Below are 21506 nucleotides of genomic sequence, written 5' to 3'. Positions count from 1 at the left end.
TCACAGCCGACCGCTACGGTTCTCGGGTAGCGCGAGCACGGGAGGCGACAGCGGTGTCCGAAGGCGGCGGCGTGTCCGAAGAAGCGGTTCCCACTGCGGCCGACGCGGCCCAGGAGGCGGCGGCGGGGGCCGAGCCGACCCCGGCGGCCCGGGAGCGGCACGCCACGCTCAGTCAGGAGCTGACCGAACACCAGTACCGCTACTACGTGCTGGACGCGCCGACGATCACCGACGCGGAGTTCGACGCGCAGCTGCGGGAGCTGGAGGCGCTGGAGGCGGAATACCCGGCGCTGCGCACCCCCGACTCGCCCACCCAGCGCGTCGGCGGCACCTTCTCCACCGACTTCACGCCGGTCGCCCACGCCGAGCGGATGCTCTCGCTCGACAACGCCTTCGCCGACGAGGAGCTGGCCGCCTGGGCCGAGCGGGTCGAGCGCGACGCCGGCGGCCCGGTGCCCTACCTGTGCGAGCTGAAGGTCGACGGGCTGGCCATCAACCTGACCTACTCCAAGGGCCGGCTGGTGCGCGCCGCCACCCGGGGCGACGGCCGCACCGGCGAGGACGTCACCGCGAACGTGCGCAGCATCAAGGGCGTGCCGGCCCGGCTGACCCCGGCCGACGACTTCCCCGACGTGCCGGATCTGATCGAGGTGCGCGGCGAGATCTACTTCCCGGTGGCCGCGTTCGCCGACCTCAACGCGAGCCTGGTCGAGCAGGGCAAGGCGCCGTTCGCCAACCCGCGCAACGCCGCCGCCGGCAGCCTGCGCCAGAAGGACCCGCGGGTCACCGCCTCCCGCCCGCTGCGCCTGGTGGTGCACGGCATCGGCGCCCGCACCGGCTTCCGGCCGGCGGCGCAGTCCGAGTCGTACGCCGCGCTCAAGGCGTGGGGGCTGCCCACCAGCGACCGCTGGCGGGTGGTGGACGACCTCGCCGGCGTCGCTGACTACATCGCCTACTACGGCAAGCACCGGCACGACGTCGAGCACGAGATCGACGGCGTGGTGGTCAAGGTCGATCCGGTCTCCATCCAGGGCCGCCTCGGCTCGACCAGCCGGGCCCCCCGCTGGGCGATCGCCTTCAAATACCCGCCGGAGGAGGTGAACACGAAGCTGCTCGACATCGACGTCAACGTCGGGCGCACCGGCCGGGTCACCCCGTTCGCCGTCCTGGAACCGGTCCGGGTCGCCGGCTCCACGGTCGCGCTGGCCACGCTGCACAACGCCCGCGAGGTCGAGCGCAAGGGCGTGCTCATCGGCGACACGGTGGTGCTGCGCAAGGCCGGCGACGTGATCCCCGAGGTGCTCGGCCCGGTGGTCGAGCTGCGCCCGGCCGACGCCCGTCCGTTCGTCATGCCGACCACCTGCCCGGCCTGCGGCACGCCGCTCGCGCCGGCCAAGGAGAGCGACGTCGACATCCGCTGCCCCAACGGGCGCGCCTGCCCCGGTCAGATCCGCGAACGGGTGTTCTACCTGGCCAGCCGGAAGGTGCTCGACATCGAGGTGCTCGGCGAGAAGGGCGCGGCGGCGCTGCTGGACGCGCAGATCATCACCAACGAGGGCGACCTGTTCCAGCTCGACGCCGAGCAGTTGAGCCGGTCACCGTTCTTCGTCAACAAGGACGGCAGCCTGGGCAGCAACGCGGTCAAGCTGCTCGACAACCTGGCCGAGGCCAAGGAACGCGACCTGTGGCGCGTGCTGGTGGCACTGTCCATCAGGCACGTCGGCCCGACCGCCGCCCAGGCGCTCGCCCGGCACTTCCGGTCGGTCGACGCCATCGAGGCCGCCGGCGAGGAGGAGCTGTCCTCGGTGGACGGCGTCGGCCCGACCATCGCCGCGAGCGTCAAGGAGTGGTTCGCCGTCGACTGGCACCGCGACATCGTGCGCAAGTGGGCCGAGGCGGGCGTACGGATGGCCGAGGAGGCCGCCGACGAGGGGCCACGACCGCTCGACGGCGTCACCGTCGTGGTCACCGGCACCCTCAGCGGGTTCAGCCGTGACCAGGCCGCCGAGGCGATCCAGGTCAGGGGCGGCAAGGTGACCGGCTCGGTCTCCAAGAAGACGGGGTTCGTGGTGGTCGGCGACAACCCGGGTTCCAAGGCCGACAAGGCGGCCACCCTGAAACTGCCGATCCTCGACGAGGACGGCTTCCGGGTGCTGCTGGACTCCGGCCCGGACGCGGCCCGCGAGGTGGCCCGGGTGGAGGACTGACGGGCTGGTCACGGCGATCGTCCGCGGATACCAAGTTAATTACGACTCCGACCGATTCGTGACTGTCGTGTCGGGGAAACCGCCTCGGAGGGCGTTTCATTGGCGTACGGCGCGTGACGGCGCGCCACGACGTTGCCCCCGGGAGGTGCGATGGAGACCGGCGACCCGCGTAACTCCGTCCCGCCCGGGCGGAGCGGGCCGTTCTTCGGCTTCGTCGGCGCGGTCGGCGTGGTGGCCGTACTTGTCTCGGCCGGGCCACTGATCGCGCTCGCCGACCGGTTGACCGAGCTGCCGGCCGCGTTCTGGACCATGGCGGCGCTCGCCGTCGCCTGCGACGCCCGCCCGTTCGTGCCGCCGGGGCGGCGGCAGACCTCGGCCGTGTTCCCGTCGACCTGCTTCACCTTCGCCATCCTGCTCGGCTGGGGCTTCGGCCCGGCTGTCGCCGTGCAGGCAGTGGCCGTCGCGGTGAGCGGCTGGCGGCTCGGGTACGCGCCCTGGCGTACCGGCTTCAACGCCGCGCAGTACGCGTGCGCGCTCGCCGCCGCGTACGCGGTCACCCGGCTCGGTCCGGGCGAGCTGTTCGGCGACGGCCGGCTGCACTGGACCGACGTGGCGGCGGTGGGCGGCGCGACGCTCGCCTGGTTCGTGGTCAACTACGGGCTGGTCAGCTCGGCCGTGCGGCTGCGGTTCGGCGACCGGTGGTGGCCCAGCGTGCGCAGCGGGCTGGCGTACGAGCTGCTGTCCACCGGTTCGCTGCTGCTGCTCGCGCCGGTGCTGGTGGCCGCCGCCCGGGCCAGCGCGGCGCTGATCCCGCTGGTGCTGGTGCCGCTGTTCGCCGTCTACCGGATGGCCCGGCTGTCCGAGGAACGGGAACAGCTCGCCGACGTGGACCCGCTCACCGGGCTGCCCAACCGCAAGGCGCTGCTCACCGAGGTGGCCGAGCAGGTGCACCTGCACGGCGAGCGGGCCGCCCGGGGCGCGCCGGACGCGCACCTGGCGCTGCTGCTGCTCGACCTCGACCGGTTCAAGCACGTCAACGACGCGCTCGGGCACGCGGTGGGGGACCGTCTGCTGGTCGAGGTGAGCGCCCGGCTGATGGGCGTGGTCGGCGCCGGTGACATGGTGGCGCGACTGGGCGGTGACGAGTTCGCCATAGTCGTACCCCGGCTCACCGACATCGACCAGGCCCGCGAGCGGGCCGACCGGGTGGTCGCCGCGCTCGCCGAGCCGGTGCCGCTGGACGGGTTGCCGCTGGACGTGGGCGGTTCGATCGGCATCGCGCTCTACCCGGACCACGGCGAGGACTTCGCCACGCTGATGCGCCACGCCGACGTGGCCATGTACGACGCGAAGCATCGCAACGACACGGTGGCGGTGTACGCGCCGGAGTCCGACCACAACTCGGCCGAGCGGCTGAGCCTCCTGGCCGACCTGCGCCGGGTGCTGGAGTCGGGCCCGTCCGCGCAGGGCGGGGAGACGGTGGGCGTACGCGGGGGTGACGGCGCGGCACTGACGCCGGCGCTGTCGGCGCCGCGACCGGCCCGGGCCGAGCGGCCGTCGCGCAACCAGCGCCCGGCGCGCGACGACGGCCGGGGCGGCGGACGCTCCGGCGACGGGCCGAACCGGTGGCTGCGGCGTCGCCGGGACCGCGCCGCGGAGCGGCACGACGACGACCTGATCGAGCGGATCCTCACCGGCGCCGACCCGATCCGCAGCCGGGCCGCGCGCGCCGGAGCGGTGGTGGCGACGCCAGTGGTCGGTGGCGGGGACGCCGACGCGGCGGAGACCGGCACCGGGCGCGACACGGAGGCCGCGCACGAGACCGACACCGGGCACGACGCGCAGGCCGCGGTGAGCACCGGCGCGCCCGGCGTCATCGGGCCGACCGCCGACGGGAGCGCCGAGCCGGAGGACCAGTCCGGGCACCCGGGCGAGATCACCATGTACTACCAGCCGCAGATCGCGATCGCGACCGGCGAGGTGGTGGGCGTCGAGGCGCTGCTGCGGTGGCGGCACCCGCGCCGCGGCATGGTCGACCCGGGCGAGCTGATCCAGGTCGCCGAGCAGAGCGCGGTGATGCGGCTGCTCACCCGCCGCGTGGTGGACGACGTGGTGGAGCAGCTGGCCAAGTGGTCGGCGGCCGGGCTCACGCTGCGGGCCGCGCTCAACGTCAGCGTCCGTGACCTGCACACCGGCGAGATCGCCGACCAGATCGCCGACCGGCTGGCCCGGTACGGGGTGCCGCCGCAGCGGCTCCAGGTGGAGATCACCGAGGGCGCGCTGATGGCCGACCCCCGGCGGGTGCTCGCCAGCATCACCCAGTTGCACCGCATCGGCGTCGGCATCGCGCTGGACGACTTCGGCACCGGCTACTCGTCGCTGCAACACCTGCGCCGGCTGCCGCTGTCCGAGGTGAAGGTGGACCGCTCGTTCGTCCTCGGGATGGCCGACGACCCGGACGACGCGGCGATCGTCCGCTCGATGATCGAGCTGGCCGGCGCGCTCGGGCTGCGGGTGGTGGCCGAGGGCGTGGAGGACGAGCGCACCTGGCGGCTGCTGCACGCCGCCGGATGCGACGTGGCGCAGGGCTGGTTCCACGCCCGGCCGATGCCGGCCGAGGACCTGGTGGCCTGGTTGTCGCGCTACCGTCCGGTGCGCCCGGTGGAGGCCGGGAGCCGCAGCGGGGCGGCGCCGGAGGGGGAGGCGAAGGCGTCGTCGTGACGGCGGGACAATAGACTCGCTCCGGTCACCGCGCGTCATCCCGTACGCGCGGCCGGCCCACCGCAGACGTCTCAGGACAGCCACGAAGGGGGCACCCGATGGCCGCCATCTCCCGCGAGGAGGTCGCGCACCTCGCGCGACTGTCGCGGCTCGCCGTCACGGAGGAGGAGTTGGACACCTTCGCCGGCCAGCTGGATGTGATCCTCCAGTCGGTCGCGCAGGTCGGCGAGGTCGCCGCGGCGGACATCCCGCCGACGTCCCACTCGGTGCCGCTGACGAACGTGCTCCGCGAGGACGTCGTACGGCCGGGCCTGACCCCGCAGGAGGCGCTGTCGGGCGCACCCGACGCCGAGGAGCAGCGGTTCCGCGTCCCGCGGATCCTGGACGAGGATGTGGCCTCATGAGCGAGCGCAGCGAGCGAATCATCGGGCCCAGCATGGCTGTCGCTCATGACGGCACGGAGCGAAGCGGAGTGCCGGCATGAGCGACTTGACCAAGCTGAGCGCTGTTGAGATCGCCGGGCTGGTGGCGAGCGGCGAGACCTCCGCCGTCGAGGTCACCCAGGCCCACCTGGACCGCATCGGCGCCGTCGACGACCGGGTGCACGCGTTCCTGCACGTCGACACCAAGGGGGCGCTGGCCGCCGCGCGTGCCGTGGACGAGCGCCGCGCCGCCGGTGACGAACTCGGCCCGCTCGCCGGTGTGCCGGTCGCGGTGAAGGACGTGCTCACCACCAAGGGCGTACCGACCACCGTCGGGTCGAAGATCCTGGAGGGCTGGCGCCCGCCGTACGACTCGACCATCGTCGAGCGGCTGCGCGCCGCCGGCACGGTGATGCTCGGCAAGACGAACATGGACGAGTTCGCCATGGGCTCCTCCACCGAATACTCGGCGTACGGGCCGACCCGTAACCCGTGGGACACCGACCGGATCCCGGGCGGCTCCGGCGGTGGCAGCGCGGCGGCGCTGGCCGCGTACGAGGCGCCGCTGTCGATCGGCTCGGACACCGGCGGCTCGATCCGCCAGCCCGGCGCGGTCACCGGCACCGTCGGCGCGAAGCCCACCTACGGTGGCACCTCCCGCTACGGCCTGGTGGCGTTCTCCTCGTCGCTGGACACGCCCGGCCCGTGCGCGCGTACCGTGCTCGACGCCGCGTTGCTGCACGAGGTGATCGGCGGTCACGACCCGCGCGACTCCACGTCGATCCCGGCCCCGGTGCCGGACGTGGTGGCCGCCGCGCGCCTCGGAGCCACCGGCGACCTGACCGGCGTGAAGCTCGGCATGGTCACCGAGTTCATCGGCGAGGGCGCGGAGCCGGGCGTGATGGCCGCGTTCCGCGACGCGGCCGAGGCGCTGGCGAAGCTGGGCGCGGAGATCGTCGAGGTCTCCTGCCCGCACTTCAAGTACGCGCTGCCGGCCTACTACCTGATCGCGCCGAGCGAGTGCTCCTCCAATCTGGCCCGGTTCGACGGCGTCCGGTTCGGTCTGCGGGTCGGCGACGACGGCAACCGGTCGCTGGAGGAGGTCATGTCGCTGACCCGTGAGGCCGGCTTCGGCCCCGAGGTCAAGCGCCGCATCATGATCGGCACGTATGCGCTCTCCTCGGGCTACTACGACGCCTACTACGGCCAGGCGCAGAAGGTCCGCACGCTGATCACGCGGGACTTCACCAGCGCGTTCGAGCAGGTCGACGCGCTGATCTCGCCGACCACGCCGTTCGTGGCGTTCCCGCTGGGGTCGCGTACCGCCGACCCGTACCAGATGTACCTGGCGGACCTGTTCACCATCCCGACGAACCTGTACGGCGGCCCGGCCATCTCGGTGCCGTGCGGCCTGTCCGACGGGCTCCCGGTGGGCTTCCAGATCATGGCGCCGACCATGGCGGACGACCGGATGTACCGGATCGCCGCCGCGCTGGAGAGCGCCGTCGGCACGCTCACCCCGCCGACGATCTGAACCGGACGGTACGGAGGCGGCCCGCCCGCCTCCGTACCGACACGGTGATCACCGATCAGGGGATTGCCGGGGGTCACTGGCACTGGTCGAATAAACTGCGAGTCTGCTGGATCGACTGGACTGTGGCCCGCTGGCGGACGCGAGCGGTTCCGACCGAGAGCTGGATGTGCGATGGGGACACTTCGCCCGGTCATGGCCCTGACGATGGTCGTCGCGTTGCTGCTGGGCGCCGGGCAGCCGGCCGCCGCGCAACCGGCCACCGTCGCCACCGAGGCCGTCACCATCACCTCGGGCAAACCCCGGTCGGTCATGGTCATCGGGCAGGTCTACGCGATCCACACCGTCGAGGCGACCGGTGGCACCGCGCCGTACCGGCTGTCGGTGACCTCGGGCAGTCTGCCGCCGGGAATGCTCGTGGTGGGTACGTCGCTGGGTGGTGCGCCGACGACGCCCGGCACGTACACGTTCACGCTGCGGATGACCGACCAGAACGACCTCTTCGACGAGCAGACGGCGACGATCGAGGTGCGCGAACCCAAGGTCGTCATCACGTCGGGCAAGCCCCGGTCGCCCATGTACCTGGGCCGGGTGTACGCGATCCACACGGTCGAGGCGACCGGTGGCACCGGGCCGTACCGGTTGTCGGTGGTCTCGGGCAGTCTGCCGCCGGGGATGCTCGTGGTGGGTACGTCGCTCGGTGGCGCGCCGACCACCGCCGGGACGTACACGTTCACGCTTCGGATGACCGACAAGAACGACCGCTTCGACGAGCAGGACGCCACCATCGTGGTCGCCGAGGCGGCGACCGCGTTCACCTCCGGCGATCCGCCCGCCGCCACGGTCGGCAAGCGCTACTCCTTCCGGTTCACCGCCGCCGGTGACTCGGACATCATGTTCTCCCTGGCGGCCGGGGCCCTGCCGGACGGCCTCACCCTCGACGGGGAGGGCAAGCTCAGCGGCACCCCGGGCAGCGCCGGCACGTTCGCCTTCACCGTCGCGGCGAAGGGGTACAGCACCAGCGCCACGAAGCAGGTGTCGCTGACCGTCGCCGCCCGCAACCCGGGCACCCCGACGGCGTCCCCGACCGGCTCGACGCCCGACCCGGCCGACCCGACTGTTACGCCGTCCCCCGACGACCCGGCCGCCACACCCTCGGAGAGCAGCAGCTCGGCGCCGCTGCCGACGGCTTCGCCGTCGAAGGTGAGCGGCGCTTGGCTGCCGATCACCGGGCCGGGTTCGCCGCTCGTGCTGCTGCTGTTGAGCATCGTGGCCTTCTCCATCGGCGGCATCCTGCTCGTGCTGGCGTACAACCGTCGCCGCACCTTCACCACACCCGAGTGACGCCGGGCCCCGCGCGGTGATCTCGAAGCCCGGCAGCGGGGTGGCCGGGCCAGCCGATTAGGCTGGAACGGTTCTGTCCGGATCGCGCCTGGAGCTCAGATGACGACGACACTGCCCGCGTACGACGAGGTCGTCGCGCGCTTCGAACCGGTGATCGGCCTGGAGACCCACGTCGAGCTGGGCACGAACACCAAGATGTGGTGCGGCTGCCCGACCGACTTCGGCGGCGAGCCGAACACCCGGGTCTGCCCGGTCTGCCTCGGCCTGCCCGGCTCGCTGCCGGTGGCGAACAAGGCCGCCATCGAGGCGACCATCCGGATCGGGCTGGCGCTCAACTGCTCGATCGCCGAATGGTGCCGGTTCGCCCGGAAGAACTACTTCTACCCGGACATGCCGAAGAACTTCCAGATCAGCCAGTACGACGAGCCGCTGTGCTTCGACGGCTACCTGGACGTCGAGGTCAACGGCGAGCTGGTACGCATCGGCATCGAGCGGGTGCACCTGGAGGAGGACACCGGCAAGACGCTGCACGTCGGCGGCGCCACCGGTCGCATCCACGGCGCCACCGAGTCGCTCGTCGACTACAACCGGGCCGGCATCCCCCTGGTCGAGATCGTCACCAAGCCCATCCCCGGCACCGGCGCGCTCGCGCCCGAGGTCGCCCGCGCGTACGTCGCCGAGCTGCGCGACGTGATCCGCTCCCTCGGCGTCTCCGACGTGCGGATGGAGGAGGGCTCGCTGCGCTGCGACGTCAACACGTCGCTGAACCGGCCGGGCGAGGAGTGGGGCACCCGCACCGAGACCAAGAACGTCAACTCGCTGCGCTCGGTCGAGCGGGCGGTGCGCTCGGAGATGCTGCGCCAGGCGTCCGTGCTGGAGGCCGGTGGCCGGATCACCCAGGAGACCCGGCACTTCCACGAGGACACCGGCGACACCACGTCGGGCCGGTCCAAGGAGACCGCCACCGACTACCGGTACTTCCCGGAGCCGGACCTCGTGCCGCTCGCCCCGGACACCGCGTGGGTGGCCGAGCTGAAGGCCGCCCTGCCGGAGCTGCCGCGGCTGCGCCGCAAGCGGATCCAGCAGGAGTGGGGCCTGTCCGACCTCGACATGCAGTCGGTGGTCAACGCCGGCGCGGTCGAGCTGATCGAGGCGACAGTGGCCGCCGGCACGACCCCCGCGGCGGCCCGGAAGTGGTGGCTGGGTGAGCTGTCCCGCCGCGCCAACGAGACCGGCGTGGAGCTGGCCGACGTGGGCGCCACCCCGGCCCAGGTCGCCGAGCTGCAGGGCCTCGTCGACGCGGGCAAGCTCAACGACAAGCTGGCCCGTACCGTGCTGGAGGGCGTGGTGGCCGGCGAGGGCTCGCCGACCGAGATCATGACCAACCGCAACCTGGAGGTCGTCTCGGACACCGGCGCGCTCACCGCCGCCGTGGACGAGGCGATCGCCGCCAACCCGGACGTGGCCGACAAGATCCGCAGCGGCAAGGTCGCGGCGGCCGGCGCGCTGGTCGGCGCGGTCATGAAGACCACCCGCGGCCAGGCGGACGCGAAGACGGTCCGCGAGCTGATCCTGGCGCGCCTCGGCGCCTGACGTGTTGTAAGGAAGGGCCCCTTCTTAACGCCTGGTGCATGGGAAGGGGCCCTTCCTAACGCCTCACCCCCACTCAGTGGGCGTCAACGGCGACGCCCGGATGGAGTCACCGTGAACCAGCACGACCTCGACGTCCTCGACGAGATCCAGCGCCGGGTGCTCTGGCTCGCCACCCGCATCGTCGACGCGGCCAACCACGACCGCGACACCGGCGACGGGGTGAAGGTCGGCGGCCACCAGGCGTCGAGCGCCTCCCTGGTGACAGCGATGACCGCGCTCTGGTTCCAGCACCTCGACGCCGAGGACCGGGTCGCGGTGAAGCCGCACGCCTCGCCGGTGTTCCACGCCATCCAGTACCTGCTCGGCAACCTCGACAAGTCGTACTTGCCGAAGCTGCGGGCGCGCGGCGGCCTCCAGTCGTACCCGTCGCGGACCAAGGACCCGGACGAGGTGGACTTCTCCACCGGCTCGGTCGGCCTGGGCGCCGCCGCGCCGCTGTTCGCCGCCGTGACCCGCCGCTACGTCGACGCGCACTTCGGCGCGCGCCCGCACTCCCGGTTCGTCGCCATCATCGGCGACGCCGAGCTGGACGAGGGCAACATCTGGGAGGCGGTCGCCGACCCGGCCACCACCGGCCTGGGCAACGTGATGTGGCTCGTCGACTTCAACCGGCAGTCGCTGGACCGGGTCGTCCCCGGCATCCGGATCAACCAGTGGCGCGGCCAGTTCGAGGCGGCCGGCTGGCACGTCGTGGAGGTCAAGTACGGCCGCAAGCTCGCCGAGGCGTACGCCCGGCCGGGTGGCGCGGCGCTGCGCGACTGGATCGACCGGATGCCCAACGAGCAGTACCAGTCGCTGTTCGGGCTGGCCGGCCCGGCGCTGCGCAAGCAGTTCCTGGACGGCGCGCCGGCCGAGGTGGCCGCGTTCGTGGCCGACATCGGCGACGACGAGCTGGGCCCGCTCGTCACCGACCTGGGCGGCCACGACGCGCAGGCGATGCTCGACGCGTACGCCCAGTGCGACGCGGTGACCGACCGGCCCAGCGTCGTGTTCGCGTACACGGTCAAGGGCTGGGGTCTGCCGATCGCCGGCAACCCGCGCAACCACTCGGCGCTGCTCACCACCGAGCAGGTCGACGCGCTGCGCGCCGCGCAGGGCCTGACCCCGGAGACCGAGTGGGACCGCCTCGACCCGGCGTCCCCGGCCGGCATCCGGGCCGGCGAGCGCCGGGAGGCGCTGTCCCGCCCGCCGCGCGAGCGGGCGCTGGGCGTCACCGTTCCGGAAACCACGCGGGTACGCGCGAACAAGCCGGTCTCCACCCAGGAGGTCTTCGGCCGGGTGCTGGTCGACCTGGCCCGCGATCCGCAGGTGGCGCCCTACCTGGTGACCACCGCGCCGGACGTGGCCACCTCGACCAACCTGGCCGGGTTCATCAACAAGACGGGCGTGTTCGCGCCGACCGAGCAGCGTTCCTGGACCGAGGACCGGATGCTGCGCTGGACGGAGAGCCCCGCCGGGCAGCACATCGAGCTGGGCATCTCGGAGATGAACCTGTTCCTGCTGCTGGGCCAGCTCGGCCTGTCGTGGGACCTGTCCGGCCAGCCGCTGCTGCCGGTGGGCACCGTCTACGACCCGTTCGTGCTGCGCGGTCTCGACGCGTTCCTCTACGGGACGTACTCCGGTTCCCGGTTCGTGGTGGCCGGCACCCCGTCCGGCATCACGCTGGCCCCCGAGGGCGGCGCGCACCAGTCCACCATCACCGCCTCGGTCGGCCTGGAGCTGCCCGGCGTGACGTTCCTGGAGCCCGCGTACGCCGGCAGCCTCGACTGGCTGCTCTGCGACGCGCTCGGGCAGATCGCCGGTGGCGCCGCGCCCGCCGCCACTGCCGCGCCGGCCGAGGACGGGGCGTACTACTTCCGGCTCAGCACCCGGCCGATCGACCAGGCCCCGTTCGAGGCGGCCCGGACCCGGCTCGGGGACGCGGTGCTGCGGCGGCAGGTGGTGGCCGGCGCGTACCGGCTCGTCGACGCGCACCAGGCGTACCCCGATCTGGCTGACGCCCCGGTCGTGCAGCTCGCGGCCTCCGGCGCGGTGCTGCCGGAGGTGCTCGCCGCCGCCGCGGAGCTGGCGGAGGAGGGCGTGGCCGCGCACGTCGTGGACGTGACCAGCCTGGACCGCCTCTACCGGGCGTGGCAGCGGACGCTGCGCCAGGGCGTGCGGACCGCGACGGTGCCGAGCGTGCCGGGCGCGCTGCGGTCGGCGTTCGCCGACCGGGTGCCGGTGGTCACCGTGCACGACGCGGCCTCGCACGCGATGGCCTGGCTCGGCTCGGCGGTCGGCGCCCCGGCGGTGCCGCTCGGCGTGGACGAGTTCGGCCAGTCCGGCAACGTCCGGGAGCTGTACGAGTTGCACGACCTACTGCCGGGCAGCATCGTCAACGCCGCGCTGGCCGCGATCGCGCTGCGCTGACCGCGCCGGCTGGTCCGGCTCGACCCGGCGGCGCGGCAGGCCGTGGTGGTCACGGAACGTGACAGATTGGCCCGATTGCTGAGAGTGACCGTCTCCGGCGACCCGGGCGATCGCCTCTCGCCGCCTTTGCTCTGCAGCCACACCCGCAGCATCGCCCTGAGCTGGGGTGCGGCGAAGAGTGCCCGCGGCGCGCGGCCGTCCGTGCGGTCACTCCCGGTGCCTGCCGCGCCGATGGCTGCAGAGCAAGGCGGCGGCAGGACATGCCAGTGCCGGACGGGTCGGTGACACGCGGTGACCGGGCGTCCGCGCGGCAGGCGGCCGGAGAACGCCCGGACGGTCAGCGGGTGGGGGTGGCGGTGGGGCTCAGGGTGGTCGTACCCGGCGACGGCGACTCGGAGGGCCCCCGGGTCGGGGTCGGGGTGACCGGCACCTGGTCGCCCTTGGCCGGGTCGCGGATGACGTGCCGCTCCAGGTTGACCTGCGACTGCCCGGTCCCGCCCACGGTGATCTCGTCGTAGGCCTGGAGCAGCTTCTGCTGGTCGAAGTAGAGCACCGTCATGGTCAGCGGCGTCGGCTTCTCGCCCTCCAGGCCGCGCAGCCCGGCCCCGCCGGTCGAGCCCTCCACCATCAGCGTGGTCGGCTGCTTGCCGGGCACCTCCGGCAGCTTCGACACCTGCCGGGCGTGGGTGTGCCCGGAGAGCACCAGCGGGCAGGTGCCGGAGAGCGGGCCGGCCGAGGCGGGATCGTGCACGAGCGCGATGTCGACCTTGCGCGGCGACTTCTCGACCGTCGCGGCGAGCTGTTCGCCGGCGCCGATCACCTGGTCGGCGACGGCGGCGGTGAGGCCGCTGCCGGCCGGTGAGGTCTCCTTGTCCGGAGTGAAGCGGGGGTCGCCGATGCCGGCGATGGTCAGCCCGCCCACCGTCGTGATCGAGTTGTTCAGCACAATCGCGTTCGGCTGCTGGGCCACCGCGGCGGCGGTGCGCGGCGAGTCGTGGTTGCCGCGGATGAACACGTACGGCTTCTTGAGCAGGCCGATCGAGCCGACGAAGGACGCCTCCGGCTCGCTGCCCCAGTCGGTCATGTCGCCGGTGTCGATGACCACGTCGATGCCGAACTGCTCGACCACGGTACGGATCAACTGCCAGCCGGTCGGGTTGAGGTGCATGTCCGACACGTGCAGCACCCGGGTGGTGCCCGGCGACGGCTGCACCACCGGCAGCGCGGAGACCGTGGTGTACAGCTTGCTGACGTTGCCGACCAGCCGCTGCAACTGCTCGGCGTACTTGGTGTAGTCGTTGGCGATGCGCCGCGCGTCACCGACGATCGCGGGCGCGTTCACCAGCAGGCCCTCGTACCGTGGCTCCTCGATCGCCTGCGGACGCAGCGTCGTCGCGGCCACTCCGAGGCTGCCGGCGGTGATGACGAGCGCCAGGCCGCCGGCCCAGGCGGTACGGCGCACGTCGCGGAACACCAGCGCGGCCAGGATCAGCGTGGCCAGCACCGCCGAGGCGAGCGTACGCAGCCCGAGCCGCATCACGCCGTCGCGGACGTCCTGCACGGCCGACTGGCTGGCCCGGCTGATGCTGGCCGGGTCGTCGATCAGCGCCTCGGTGCGCCCCTGGTCGAGCGCGCCCACCTCGACGGTCAGGTACGCCGGCCCGTCGTGGCTGTCCAGCAGCAACGCGCCCAGCGGCGGGATGTCGACGGTGGTGCCGCCGCTCAGTGACGGGCTGAGCTTCAGCTCGGCCCGGAACGGGCCGATGTCGGTGCCGACGTGGCCGCCCGCGTACGTGCCGACCACGATGCCGCCGAGCGTGACCGCGAACAGGGCCAGCACGACACCCAGCCGGCGCAGCCGGTGACCCGGCCGCCACGCCGTCCAGCGGCGGGCAGGCCCGCGCCCGGGCGACGTCTCGTCCCCCGCGCGGTGCTCTTCGTTGTCGTGGCCGTCCATGCTGAGATCCTGACCTGCCCCTTGAGCGATCTTGACAAACCTGCCGACCCGGATCAGCTCCGGCCGGCGCCCCCGTCGGCGAAGACCAGCCGCAGGAGGCGGTCGTCCTCGGCGGCGGGCCGGCCCCGCCCGTCCCGGTTCGAGGTGCTCACCCAGAGCGAGCCGTCCGGGGCCACCGCCGCCGCCCGGAGCCGGCCGTACTTGTCGTTGAGCAGGTCGCGCGGCTGACCGAGGACGGTCCCGTTGCCAGCCAGCTCCACCAGCCACAGCCGTTGCCCGCGCAGGCAGGCGGCGACCAGCAGCCGATCCACGGCGGCCAGGCCGGAGCAGGAGGCGTCACCGGTGGGCCACTGCGTGATCGGGTTGACGTAGCGCCTGTCGTCGCTGCGCCCCTCCACCCGGGGCCACCCGTAGTTGCCGCCCTTGTTAATCGGGTTGATCTCGTCCCAGGTGTTCTGCCCGAACTCCACCGCGTACATCTTCTTGTCCGGCGTCCAGGCGAAGCCCTGCACGTTGCGGTGCCCGGTCGACCAGACCGGCGACCCGGCGGTCGGGTTGCCCGGCGCCGGCTTGCCGTCCGGGGTGATCCGCAGGATCTTGCCGCCGAGGCTCTTCGCGTCCTGGGCGTTCTCGGTGCGCCCGGCGTCGCCGGTGCTGGCGTAGAGGAGACCGTCCGGGCCGAAGCCCAGCCCGCCGCCGTTGTGCGTGCCGGCCTTCGGGATGCCGGTCAGGATCGGCGTCGGCGCCTGCCCGAGCCGCATCTTGGCGATCCGGTTGTCGTTCTCGGCGGTGTAGTAGACGAAGATCGTCCGGTCCCGCTCGTACGCCGGCGAGACCGCGATGCCGAGCAGACCGCCCTCGCCGCCGGCGGCCACGTCCGGCACGGTCTGCACCGGCCGCACGGCCAGCCCGTCCGGGCCGGACTCGGGGCCGACCTGAAGGATCCGCCCCTTGTCCCGCTCGGTCACCAGCGCCGCGCCGTCGGGCAGGAACGCGATGCCCCACGGCACCTCCAGGCCCTTGGCCAGCACGGTGGCGACCACCTGCTGGCCGGCCCCACCCGGGCTGGCGGTGCTGGACGGGCTCGGCAGGTTGGGCGGCGCGCCGGCCGGGTCCGGCTCGGGCTCGCCGAGGGCGCAACCGGCGCTGCCCAGCAGCAGCGCCGCGCAGGACACCGCCAGCGCCGTGCGGAGCCGGCGGGCACGGGGGTACGGAAGACGCGCTCTCACCCGGCCCAGCCTAGCCGGGCGAAGCGCCGAACCGGGCCGCTCAGCTCAGCCGGCACGCAGGGCGAGCAGGGCCACGTCGTCCTCACGGCGGTGGGCGGCGGCGAGCAGCCGGTCGCAGAGCAGGTCCAGCGGTACGCCCGGCCCGTCGGCGCGGAGATGGGCGAGCAGGTCGGCCTGTCCCTCGTCGATCGACCGGTCCCGGCGCTCGATCAGCCCGTCGGTGTGCAACAGCAGCGTGTCGCCGGGGGCGAGGACCAGTGTCCGGCCGGTACGCCGGGGCGCCCGGGCCAGGCCGAGCAGCGGCCCGCGTCCCTCGGCGACCGAGACCGTGCCGTCCGCCCGGACCAGCACCGGTGGGGGATGCCCGGCGTTGCACCAGGAGACCCGCAGCCCGTCCCCGTCCGGGCGGATCCGGGCCAGCACCGCGGTGGCGACGGTGGGCACCCGCAGCCCGCCCATCGCCCGGTCGAGCTGGGCCACCAGCAACTCCACCGGGTCGTCGCGCCCGTACGCGTTGCCGCGCACCAGGTTGCGCAACTGGCCCATGGTGGCCGCCGCCTCGATGTCGTGACCGGCGACATCACCGATCGCGGCCACCAGCTCGCCGTCGGGCTGGACGAACGCGTCGTACCAGTCACCGCCCACCTCGACCCGGTCCGCGACCGGCAGGTAGCGGGCGGCCAGCTCGATCCCCGGCACCGTCGGCAGGGTGGGCAGCATGCTGTGCTGGAGCACCTCGGCGACGTGGCGCTGCTCACCGTAGAGGCGGCTGTTGCCGACCGCCTGTCCGGCGCGTACTCCGATGTCCTGCGCGGTGCGCAGGTCGCTGTCGTCGAAACCGCGCCGCCCCTGGCGGTTGACGAGGGTGACCGCCCCGATCACCCGGTCCCCGGCGGCGGTGATCGGCACGGTCAGGTGGGAGCCGATGCCGAGCCGGTCGGCGAGCGGCACCAGCTCCGGGCGCGTGGTGCCGCGCGCCACGTCGTCCAGTCCGGCCACGGCCCGCACCGCCGGCCGCCCGGTACGCAGCACCGAACGGATCTGCGACTCCGCGCTGAGGCCGGTCGTCAGCAACTCGGCGAAGCGGGCCAGGTCGGCCTCGCGTTCGGCCTCCCGGTGTACGCCGGTGACGGTGCGCGGGCGGCCCGCCGGGTCGACGAGCGTGATCAGGCACCAGTCGGCGAGCAGCGGCACCATCGCGTGCCCGAGCCGGTCGACGGCAGTGGCCACGTCGAGCGTGCCGCCGAGCATCTCGCTCATCCCGGCCAGCATGGCGAGCCGGTCGTGCGCCTCCTCGGCGCGGCGGCGGGCCTGCTCGGCGCCGCGGACCGCGATGCGCAGCCGCAGCTCCGAGGAGCACGCGGCGGCCAGGTCGGCGAGCGTACGCAACTGCTCGGGGGTCCAGGCCCGGGGCTTGCTGTCGATCGCGCAGAGCGAGCCGAGCACCCGCCCGTCCAGGTCGGTGAGCGGCATTCCGGCGTACGCCACCACGCCCAGGTCCTCGATGGCCAGGTTGAGGCGTACCCGGGGGTAGAGGCGGGCGTCGGGCAGCACCAGCGGCATCTCGATGTCGACGACGTGCTGGCAGAACGAGTGGCTCAGCGGTGTCTGCCGGCGCGCGGCCCAGGGCTCCGGCAGCCCGGTCGCGCCGGGAAAGAACTGCCGGTCGGCGTCGACCAGGGAGACCAGCGCGACCGGCACGTCGAGCAGGTCGCCGACCAGGCGGGCGAACCTGTCGAACGCCTCGTCGGGTACGGCGTCGAGCCGCGTCTCGTCGAGCGCACGCAACCGGTCGGGATCGGTGAGCGCGGCAATCGGCACGGCCACCCGGCCCCGGCCGCCCTCGCTCATCGCCACCGCCCTCAGCAAGCGGAACACCCGACCGGCATCCCGTCCTCGGTTATACCCCGCTGCACTGTCAATCGACCCCGGGCGGGGCGTTCGTCACGGCCCACGCCATGCCGGCCCGGGGCTGCCGATATGGTCGGCGGTCGTGAAGGCATGGATCCCGCACCCCGAAGGCCTCCGGCTGCTCGGCGAGCTGCCGCCCGGCGTCACCGTGGAGCTGCTGGAGGACCCGGAACGGCCCCCGTCGTCCCCGGCCGGGGTGCGGTTCTGGGTGCCGCCGTTCCTGTCCGGCCCGGACGCCGGCGCGTTCCTGACCCGCCTGCCGGACGTCGAGGTGGTGCAGCTGCTCTCCGCCGGCGCGGACGCCTGGGTGGGGCGGGTACCGGACGGTGTGACGCTCTGCGACGCCCGGGGCGTGCACGACTCGCCCACCGCCGAGTGGGTGGTGGCCGCGATCCTCGCCTCGCTGCGCGGGTTCGCGCCGCTGGCCCGGGCGCAGGCGCGGCGCGAGTGGGCGTACGACGAGGTGGCGCCGACCGACGAACTGGCCGGTAAGCGCGTGCTGATCGTGGGCGCCGGCTCGATCGGCACGGCGGTGCGCGACCGGCTCGCCCCGTTCGAGGTGAGCTTCACGCTGGTGGCCCGTACGCCGCGCCCGGACCAGGGTGTGCACGGGGTGGACGAGCTGCCCGCCCTGCTGCCGGAGGCGGACGTGGTGGTGCTGCTGGTGCCGCTGACCGACCGGACCCGGGGGCTTGTCGACGAGAAGTTCCTGGCCGCGATGCCGGACGGCGCGTTGCTGGTGAACGCCGCACGGGGGCCGGTGGTCAGCACCCCGGCGCTGCTCGCCGAGCTGGCCTCGGGGCGCCTGCGGGCGGCGGTGGACGTCACCGACCCGGAGCCGCTGCCCGCCGACCATCCCCTGTGGGAGCTGCCGAACCTGCTGCTCACCCCGCACATCGGCGGCTCGGTACGCGGTCTGCTGCCCCGGGCGTACCGCCTGGTGGCCGAGCAGCTGCGCCGGCACGTGGCCGGGGAGGAGCTGACGAACCGGGTGGTCGACGGCTACTGATCGTTCGCCTCACCGGGCAGCTCCTGCCCGGTGACGGCGATCAGGTGGGGCAGCTCGGTGGCGCGTACCGCCGGCAGCATCACCACCTCGCCGTCGTCGAGCCGGGCGAGCGCGCGGCCCCGGGCGTCGCCGGCCAGTTCGGTGACGCGCGTCCACGGCACCCGGCGTTGCCCGGCGATCGCCCGCAGCCGCAGTTCCGAGGCGTCGGCGTCGGTGCCGGCGCGCCACGCCCAGACCGCGACGGTGAGCGGGACGAGCAGCACCCAGAGCAGCCACCAGCGGGCGGAGGCCAGCGGCAGCGCGCCGATGGTGGCGACGATCGCGGCGACCAGGATGGCCTGGTTGTGTCGGAAACGGACGGTATCGGCACGGCTCACCCTCCGATGATCCCACCCGGCCGACTCCCGCCACCCCGCGCCCCGGCAGCCCCGCCAACCCCGGAGATCTTGGTACGTCTCCGCCCTCCCGAGGGCGACTGCGTACCAAGATCTGGCGCGGGCGGGTCGTGCGATGGAGATCTTGGAAGGAAATGGTCCTCATGGTGGCCCTTTGCTTCCGAGATCTCGTCGGGAGGCGGGGGTGTGACGGATGTCACTGGTGGGATGACGTCACCGGGCGCTTCCGGGATCGTTTCTAGGCGTGGCCGCAGCGGTCCCCGCCGATGCGTCCCGCCCGCCCCGACCCCGCACGTCGTAACCGCGAACCGCAACCGCACCGCCCCCGTGCCCCCTCACGAAGGCGACCGCCGTGCCCGTCCCTCCTCCCGCCGGTCCCCGTCGGCGGCCACCCCTGCCCGATGTCGCCGTGTCGCTCACCGGCGCGGTCTTTCTCCTGGCGGGCGTCGCCGGGCTCCTACCCGGTCCGGCCGCGACCGCGCTCGCCGTCGCCGGTGGATCCGCGCTCGCCTGTGTCCGGCTCGCCTGGCTGGCCGGCGGAGCGCTGCCCGCTCCGAGCGACCTCGCCCCGAACGCGCCGCCGACCGTCGACGCCCGAACCGCCGAATCACCAGCCCGGAGCGCCGAAACCGGCCCACCCGAGCGCCGGGACGCACTCGCGCCGGGCGTGACGACCGGGCGGCAGGCGCGCCGGGTCGCGTTGTCCCGCCGGGTCGCCGCGATCCTCGACGCCGCCGTCCTGGTCGCCGGGCTCTCCGTGGCGGTGCTGCCGCTGAGTGATCCCGCGTACCGGCTGCCGATCGCGCTGACCGGGCTGTGCCTCACCGCGCCGCTGTACGTGACGGCGCTGCTGCGCCTGCCCGGCCGGTCCCGGCTGTCCGGGCCCGAGCTGGTACGCCGTACCGTCGACGTGCTCGCGCTCGGCGTCAGCCTGGTCTTCGCCGGCTGGATGCTGCTGCCGGGCGGTCCGGTCCCGGCCGCCGCCGGGATCGCCGCGTCGGGCGGCGCGGTGGTGCTGGCCGTGCTCGTGGTGGCGGCCCTCGCCGAACGTCACCGCCGGCCGGGCGCCGCACGCTGTCACGCCGGGGCCGCGCTGACGCTCGGCGGGCTGACGCTGCTTGTGGTGCTGCTGGCGTACGGCGCGCCGGACCGGGCGCTGCCGGTCGTCGCGGCGCCGCTGCTGGCGGGGGCGCTGCTGACCGTCGCGGGCCTCCGGCGTGCCTGGGCCGGGGAGCGGCCGGATCGGGACGTGGCGCCGGCCGCCTGGCCCCGCCTCACCGCGCCGGCCGGGATCGCCGCGCTGGCCGCCGGTGTCCATCTGTGCGTGGTGGGGGAGTTCAGTACCGGCGCGATGGCTCTGGGCCTGACGGTCGTTCCGCCGATCATGGTGGGTGAGCTGCTCGCCGCCGCGGACCAGCGTCGCCGCGTGCAACGACTGGCGGCCCGGGAGGCGTGGCTGCGGCGCCGGCTCGGGCCTGATGCCCGGGCCGTCGAGCCCGCGCCGCTGACGCGCGCGGATCTGGTCCGGGCGTTGGCGCAGCGCAGCGGTGGCGCCCTGCTCGTGGTCGACCTGCACGGCGAGGGCGCGGCCGTGCCGGAGGGGCCGGTGCTCACCGAGGTCGCGCGCCGGCTCCGAGCCGGCGTCGAGGCGCACGACCTGGTCGCCCGGCTGGGCGACACCGAGTACGCGGTCCTCACCGATGTCGGGCCGGTGCTGGCGTACGCGCTCGGCACCCGGCTGCTGGCGGCGCTGACCGAGCCGTACCCGCGGCCGGGCGGGGTGGCCCGGGTGCGGGTGAGCGTCGGGCTGGCCGAGACCGGAGGCGGCGAGCCGGAGGACGTGCTGCGTCAGGCCGACCTGGCCCGCCGCCGGGCGGTGCAGCTCGGCCGGGACCGGGTCGAGTGGTACGACGCCTACCTGGAGGAGCAACTGGTCCGGCGCCTGGATCTGGAACGGGAGCTGCCCGGCGCGGTGGCGCGCGGTGAGCTGGACCTGGTCTACCAGCCGGTGGTGGCGCTCGCGGAGCGGACACCGGTCGGCACCGAGGCGTTGCTGCGCTGGCGCAGTCCCACGCTGGGCACCGTGCTGCCGGCGGAGTTGCTGCCGGTGGCGGCCGACCTCGATCTGGTCGGCGAGATCGGGCGGTGGGTGGTGGACCGGGCCTGCCGCCAACTCGCCGCGTGGTCGGGGAGCGGCCGGGAGCTGTGGATGGCTGTCAACGTGACGCCGCGTGAGCTGGCCGCGCCGGACTTCGTGGCGCGTACGGCGACCGCGCTGGCCGCGTACGACGTGTCGCCGGAGCGGCTGGTGGTGGAGGTGGCCGAGCCGGGGGTGGGCGCCGAGTTGTCCACTGTGGTGGCCCGGCTCGCCGGTCTCCGCTCGATCGGCGTGCGGACCGCGCTCGACGACTTCCGCGCCGAGCACGCCTCGCTCGCCCAGCTCCGCCGCCTGCCGATCGACCTGCTCAAGGTGGGTCCGCATCTGGTCCGGCCGGGTGGGGACGGGCAGCGTCCGCTCATCGACGTGGTGGCGAACCTGGCCGACCGGCTCGGGGTCGAGTTGGTGGTCGAGGAACTGGAGTCGGAGGGCCAGGTGGCGGGCGCGCGCCGGGCCGGCTGCCGGTACGGGCAGGGCTTCGCGCTGGCCCGCCCGGCGACCGCCGAGCGGGTCGAGGCGTGGTTCGAGGAGTTCCCGTCCGCCGCCCGCTGAGCTGAACC

General features: G+C 73.8%; 13 protein-coding genes. 9 read left to right on the top strand and 4 right to left on the bottom strand.

The features are described 5' to 3' along the window. The first annotated feature begins 71 nt into the window (after positions 1–71). From ligA to O7542_RS19625, 7 genes are all read left to right on the top strand, one after another. Positions 72–2207: an NAD-dependent DNA ligase LigA gene (ligA, locus tag O7542_RS19655; RefSeq protein WP_043330574.1), complete on the top strand. Its 2136-nt coding sequence runs from the start codon at positions 72–74 to the stop codon at positions 2205–2207. Between the two features lie 150 nt (positions 2208–2357). Continuing rightward, positions 2358–4928 (top strand): GGDEF domain-containing phosphodiesterase, encoded by a 2571-nt coding sequence (locus O7542_RS19650; protein WP_281605010.1) that lies wholly within the window; start codon positions 2358–2360, stop codon positions 4926–4928. 98 nt (positions 4929–5026) lie between these two features. After that, positions 5027–5332: an Asp-tRNA(Asn)/Glu-tRNA(Gln) amidotransferase subunit GatC gene (gene gatC, locus O7542_RS19645; protein WP_013284468.1), complete on the top strand. Its 306-nt coding sequence runs from the start codon at positions 5027–5029 to the stop codon at positions 5330–5332. Positions 5333–5408: 76 nt separating this feature from the next. Further along, complete coding sequence (gene gatA / locus O7542_RS19640; RefSeq protein WP_281605009.1) at positions 5409–6884, top strand: Asp-tRNA(Asn)/Glu-tRNA(Gln) amidotransferase subunit GatA; 1476 nt, start codon at positions 5409–5411, stop codon at positions 6882–6884. Between the two features lie 192 nt (positions 6885–7076). Further along, positions 7077–8225 (top strand): putative Ig domain-containing protein, encoded by a 1149-nt coding sequence (locus tag O7542_RS19635; RefSeq protein ID WP_281605008.1) that lies wholly within the window; start codon positions 7077–7079, stop codon positions 8223–8225. A 99-nt stretch (positions 8226–8324) separates the two neighbouring features. Next, complete coding sequence (gene gatB, locus O7542_RS19630) at positions 8325–9818, top strand: Asp-tRNA(Asn)/Glu-tRNA(Gln) amidotransferase subunit GatB (protein WP_043326041.1); 1494 nt, start codon at positions 8325–8327, stop codon at positions 9816–9818. Between the two features lie 111 nt (positions 9819–9929). Beyond that, positions 9930–12287, top strand: a complete 2358-nt coding sequence (locus O7542_RS19625) for a pyruvate dehydrogenase (protein ID WP_069087618.1) — start codon at positions 9930–9932, stop codon at positions 12285–12287. Between the two features lie 337 nt (positions 12288–12624). Here the strand turns inward: O7542_RS19625 and O7542_RS19620 are convergent, their stop codons facing one another. The 3 genes from O7542_RS19620 to O7542_RS19610 are packed head-to-tail and all read right to left on the bottom strand — an operon-like array spanning position 12625 to position 17324. Next, positions 12625–14244: a metallophosphoesterase gene (locus O7542_RS19620; RefSeq protein ID WP_104113640.1), complete on the bottom strand. Its 1620-nt coding sequence runs from the start codon at positions 14242–14244 to the stop codon at positions 12625–12627. A 53-nt stretch (positions 14245–14297) separates the two neighbouring features. Beyond that, positions 14298–15473: a PQQ-dependent sugar dehydrogenase gene (locus O7542_RS19615; RefSeq protein WP_043326037.1), complete on the bottom strand. Its 1176-nt coding sequence runs from the start codon at positions 15471–15473 to the stop codon at positions 14298–14300. Between the two features lie 45 nt (positions 15474–15518). Next, the gene (locus O7542_RS19610; RefSeq protein WP_281605007.1) at positions 15519–17324 is read right to left on the bottom strand and encodes a SpoIIE family protein phosphatase; all 1806 of its coding nucleotides are present in this window, start codon (positions 17322–17324) and stop codon (positions 15519–15521) included. Between the two features lie 142 nt (positions 17325–17466). Here O7542_RS19610 and O7542_RS19605 point away from each other — a divergent pair, with 142 nt between their 5' ends. Beyond that, positions 17467–18393, top strand: coding sequence for a 2-hydroxyacid dehydrogenase (locus tag O7542_RS19605; RefSeq protein WP_281605006.1), 927 nt, complete (start codon positions 17467–17469; stop codon positions 18391–18393). Here the strand turns inward: O7542_RS19605 and O7542_RS19600 are convergent. Further along, complete coding sequence (locus tag O7542_RS19600; protein ID WP_064446987.1) at positions 18387–18770, bottom strand: PH domain-containing protein; 384 nt, start codon at positions 18768–18770, stop codon at positions 18387–18389. The two genes, O7542_RS19605 and O7542_RS19600, sit on opposite strands and share 7 nt — an antisense overlap. Positions 18771–19140: 370 nt before the next feature. Between O7542_RS19600 and O7542_RS19595 the strand changes: the two genes are divergently transcribed. After that, positions 19141–21498, top strand: a complete 2358-nt coding sequence (locus tag O7542_RS19595) for a GGDEF domain-containing protein (RefSeq protein ID WP_281605005.1) — start codon at positions 19141–19143, stop codon at positions 21496–21498. The last annotated feature ends 8 nt before the right edge of the window (positions 21499–21506 follow it).

It is taken from the genome of Micromonospora sp. WMMC264, from assembly GCF_027497275.1.
Taxonomy (GTDB): Bacteria; Actinomycetota; Actinomycetes; order Mycobacteriales; family Micromonosporaceae; genus Micromonospora; species Micromonospora chalcea.
The sequence above is the reverse complement of the archived record's forward strand: the minus strand, read 5'-3'. Positions and strand labels throughout refer to the sequence as shown.

What these genes read in the sequence shown, in the direction of transcription:
- O7542_RS19650 (WP_281605010.1), top strand. Translation starts at nt 2,358, where the DNA reads ATGGAGACCGGCGACCCGCGTAACTCCGTCCCGCCCGGGCGGAGCGGG.
- gatC (WP_013284468.1), top strand. Translation starts at nt 5,027, where the DNA reads ATGGCCGCCATCTCCCGCGAGGAGGTCGCGCACCTCGCGCGACTGTCG.
- gatA (WP_281605009.1), top strand. Translation starts at nt 5,409, where the DNA reads ATGAGCGACTTGACCAAGCTGAGCGCTGTTGAGATCGCCGGGCTGGTG.
- O7542_RS19635 (WP_281605008.1), top strand. Translation starts at nt 7,077, where the DNA reads ATGGCCCTGACGATGGTCGTCGCGTTGCTGCTGGGCGCCGGGCAGCCG.
- gatB (WP_043326041.1), top strand. Translation starts at nt 8,325, where the DNA reads ATGACGACGACACTGCCCGCGTACGACGAGGTCGTCGCGCGCTTCGAA.
- O7542_RS19620 (WP_104113640.1), bottom strand. Translation starts at nt 14,244, where the DNA reads ATGGACGGCCACGACAACGAAGAGCACCGCGCGGGGGACGAGACGTCG.
- O7542_RS19610 (WP_281605007.1), bottom strand. Translation starts at nt 17,324, where the DNA reads ATGAGCGAGGGCGGCCGGGGCCGGGTGGCCGTGCCGATTGCCGCGCTC.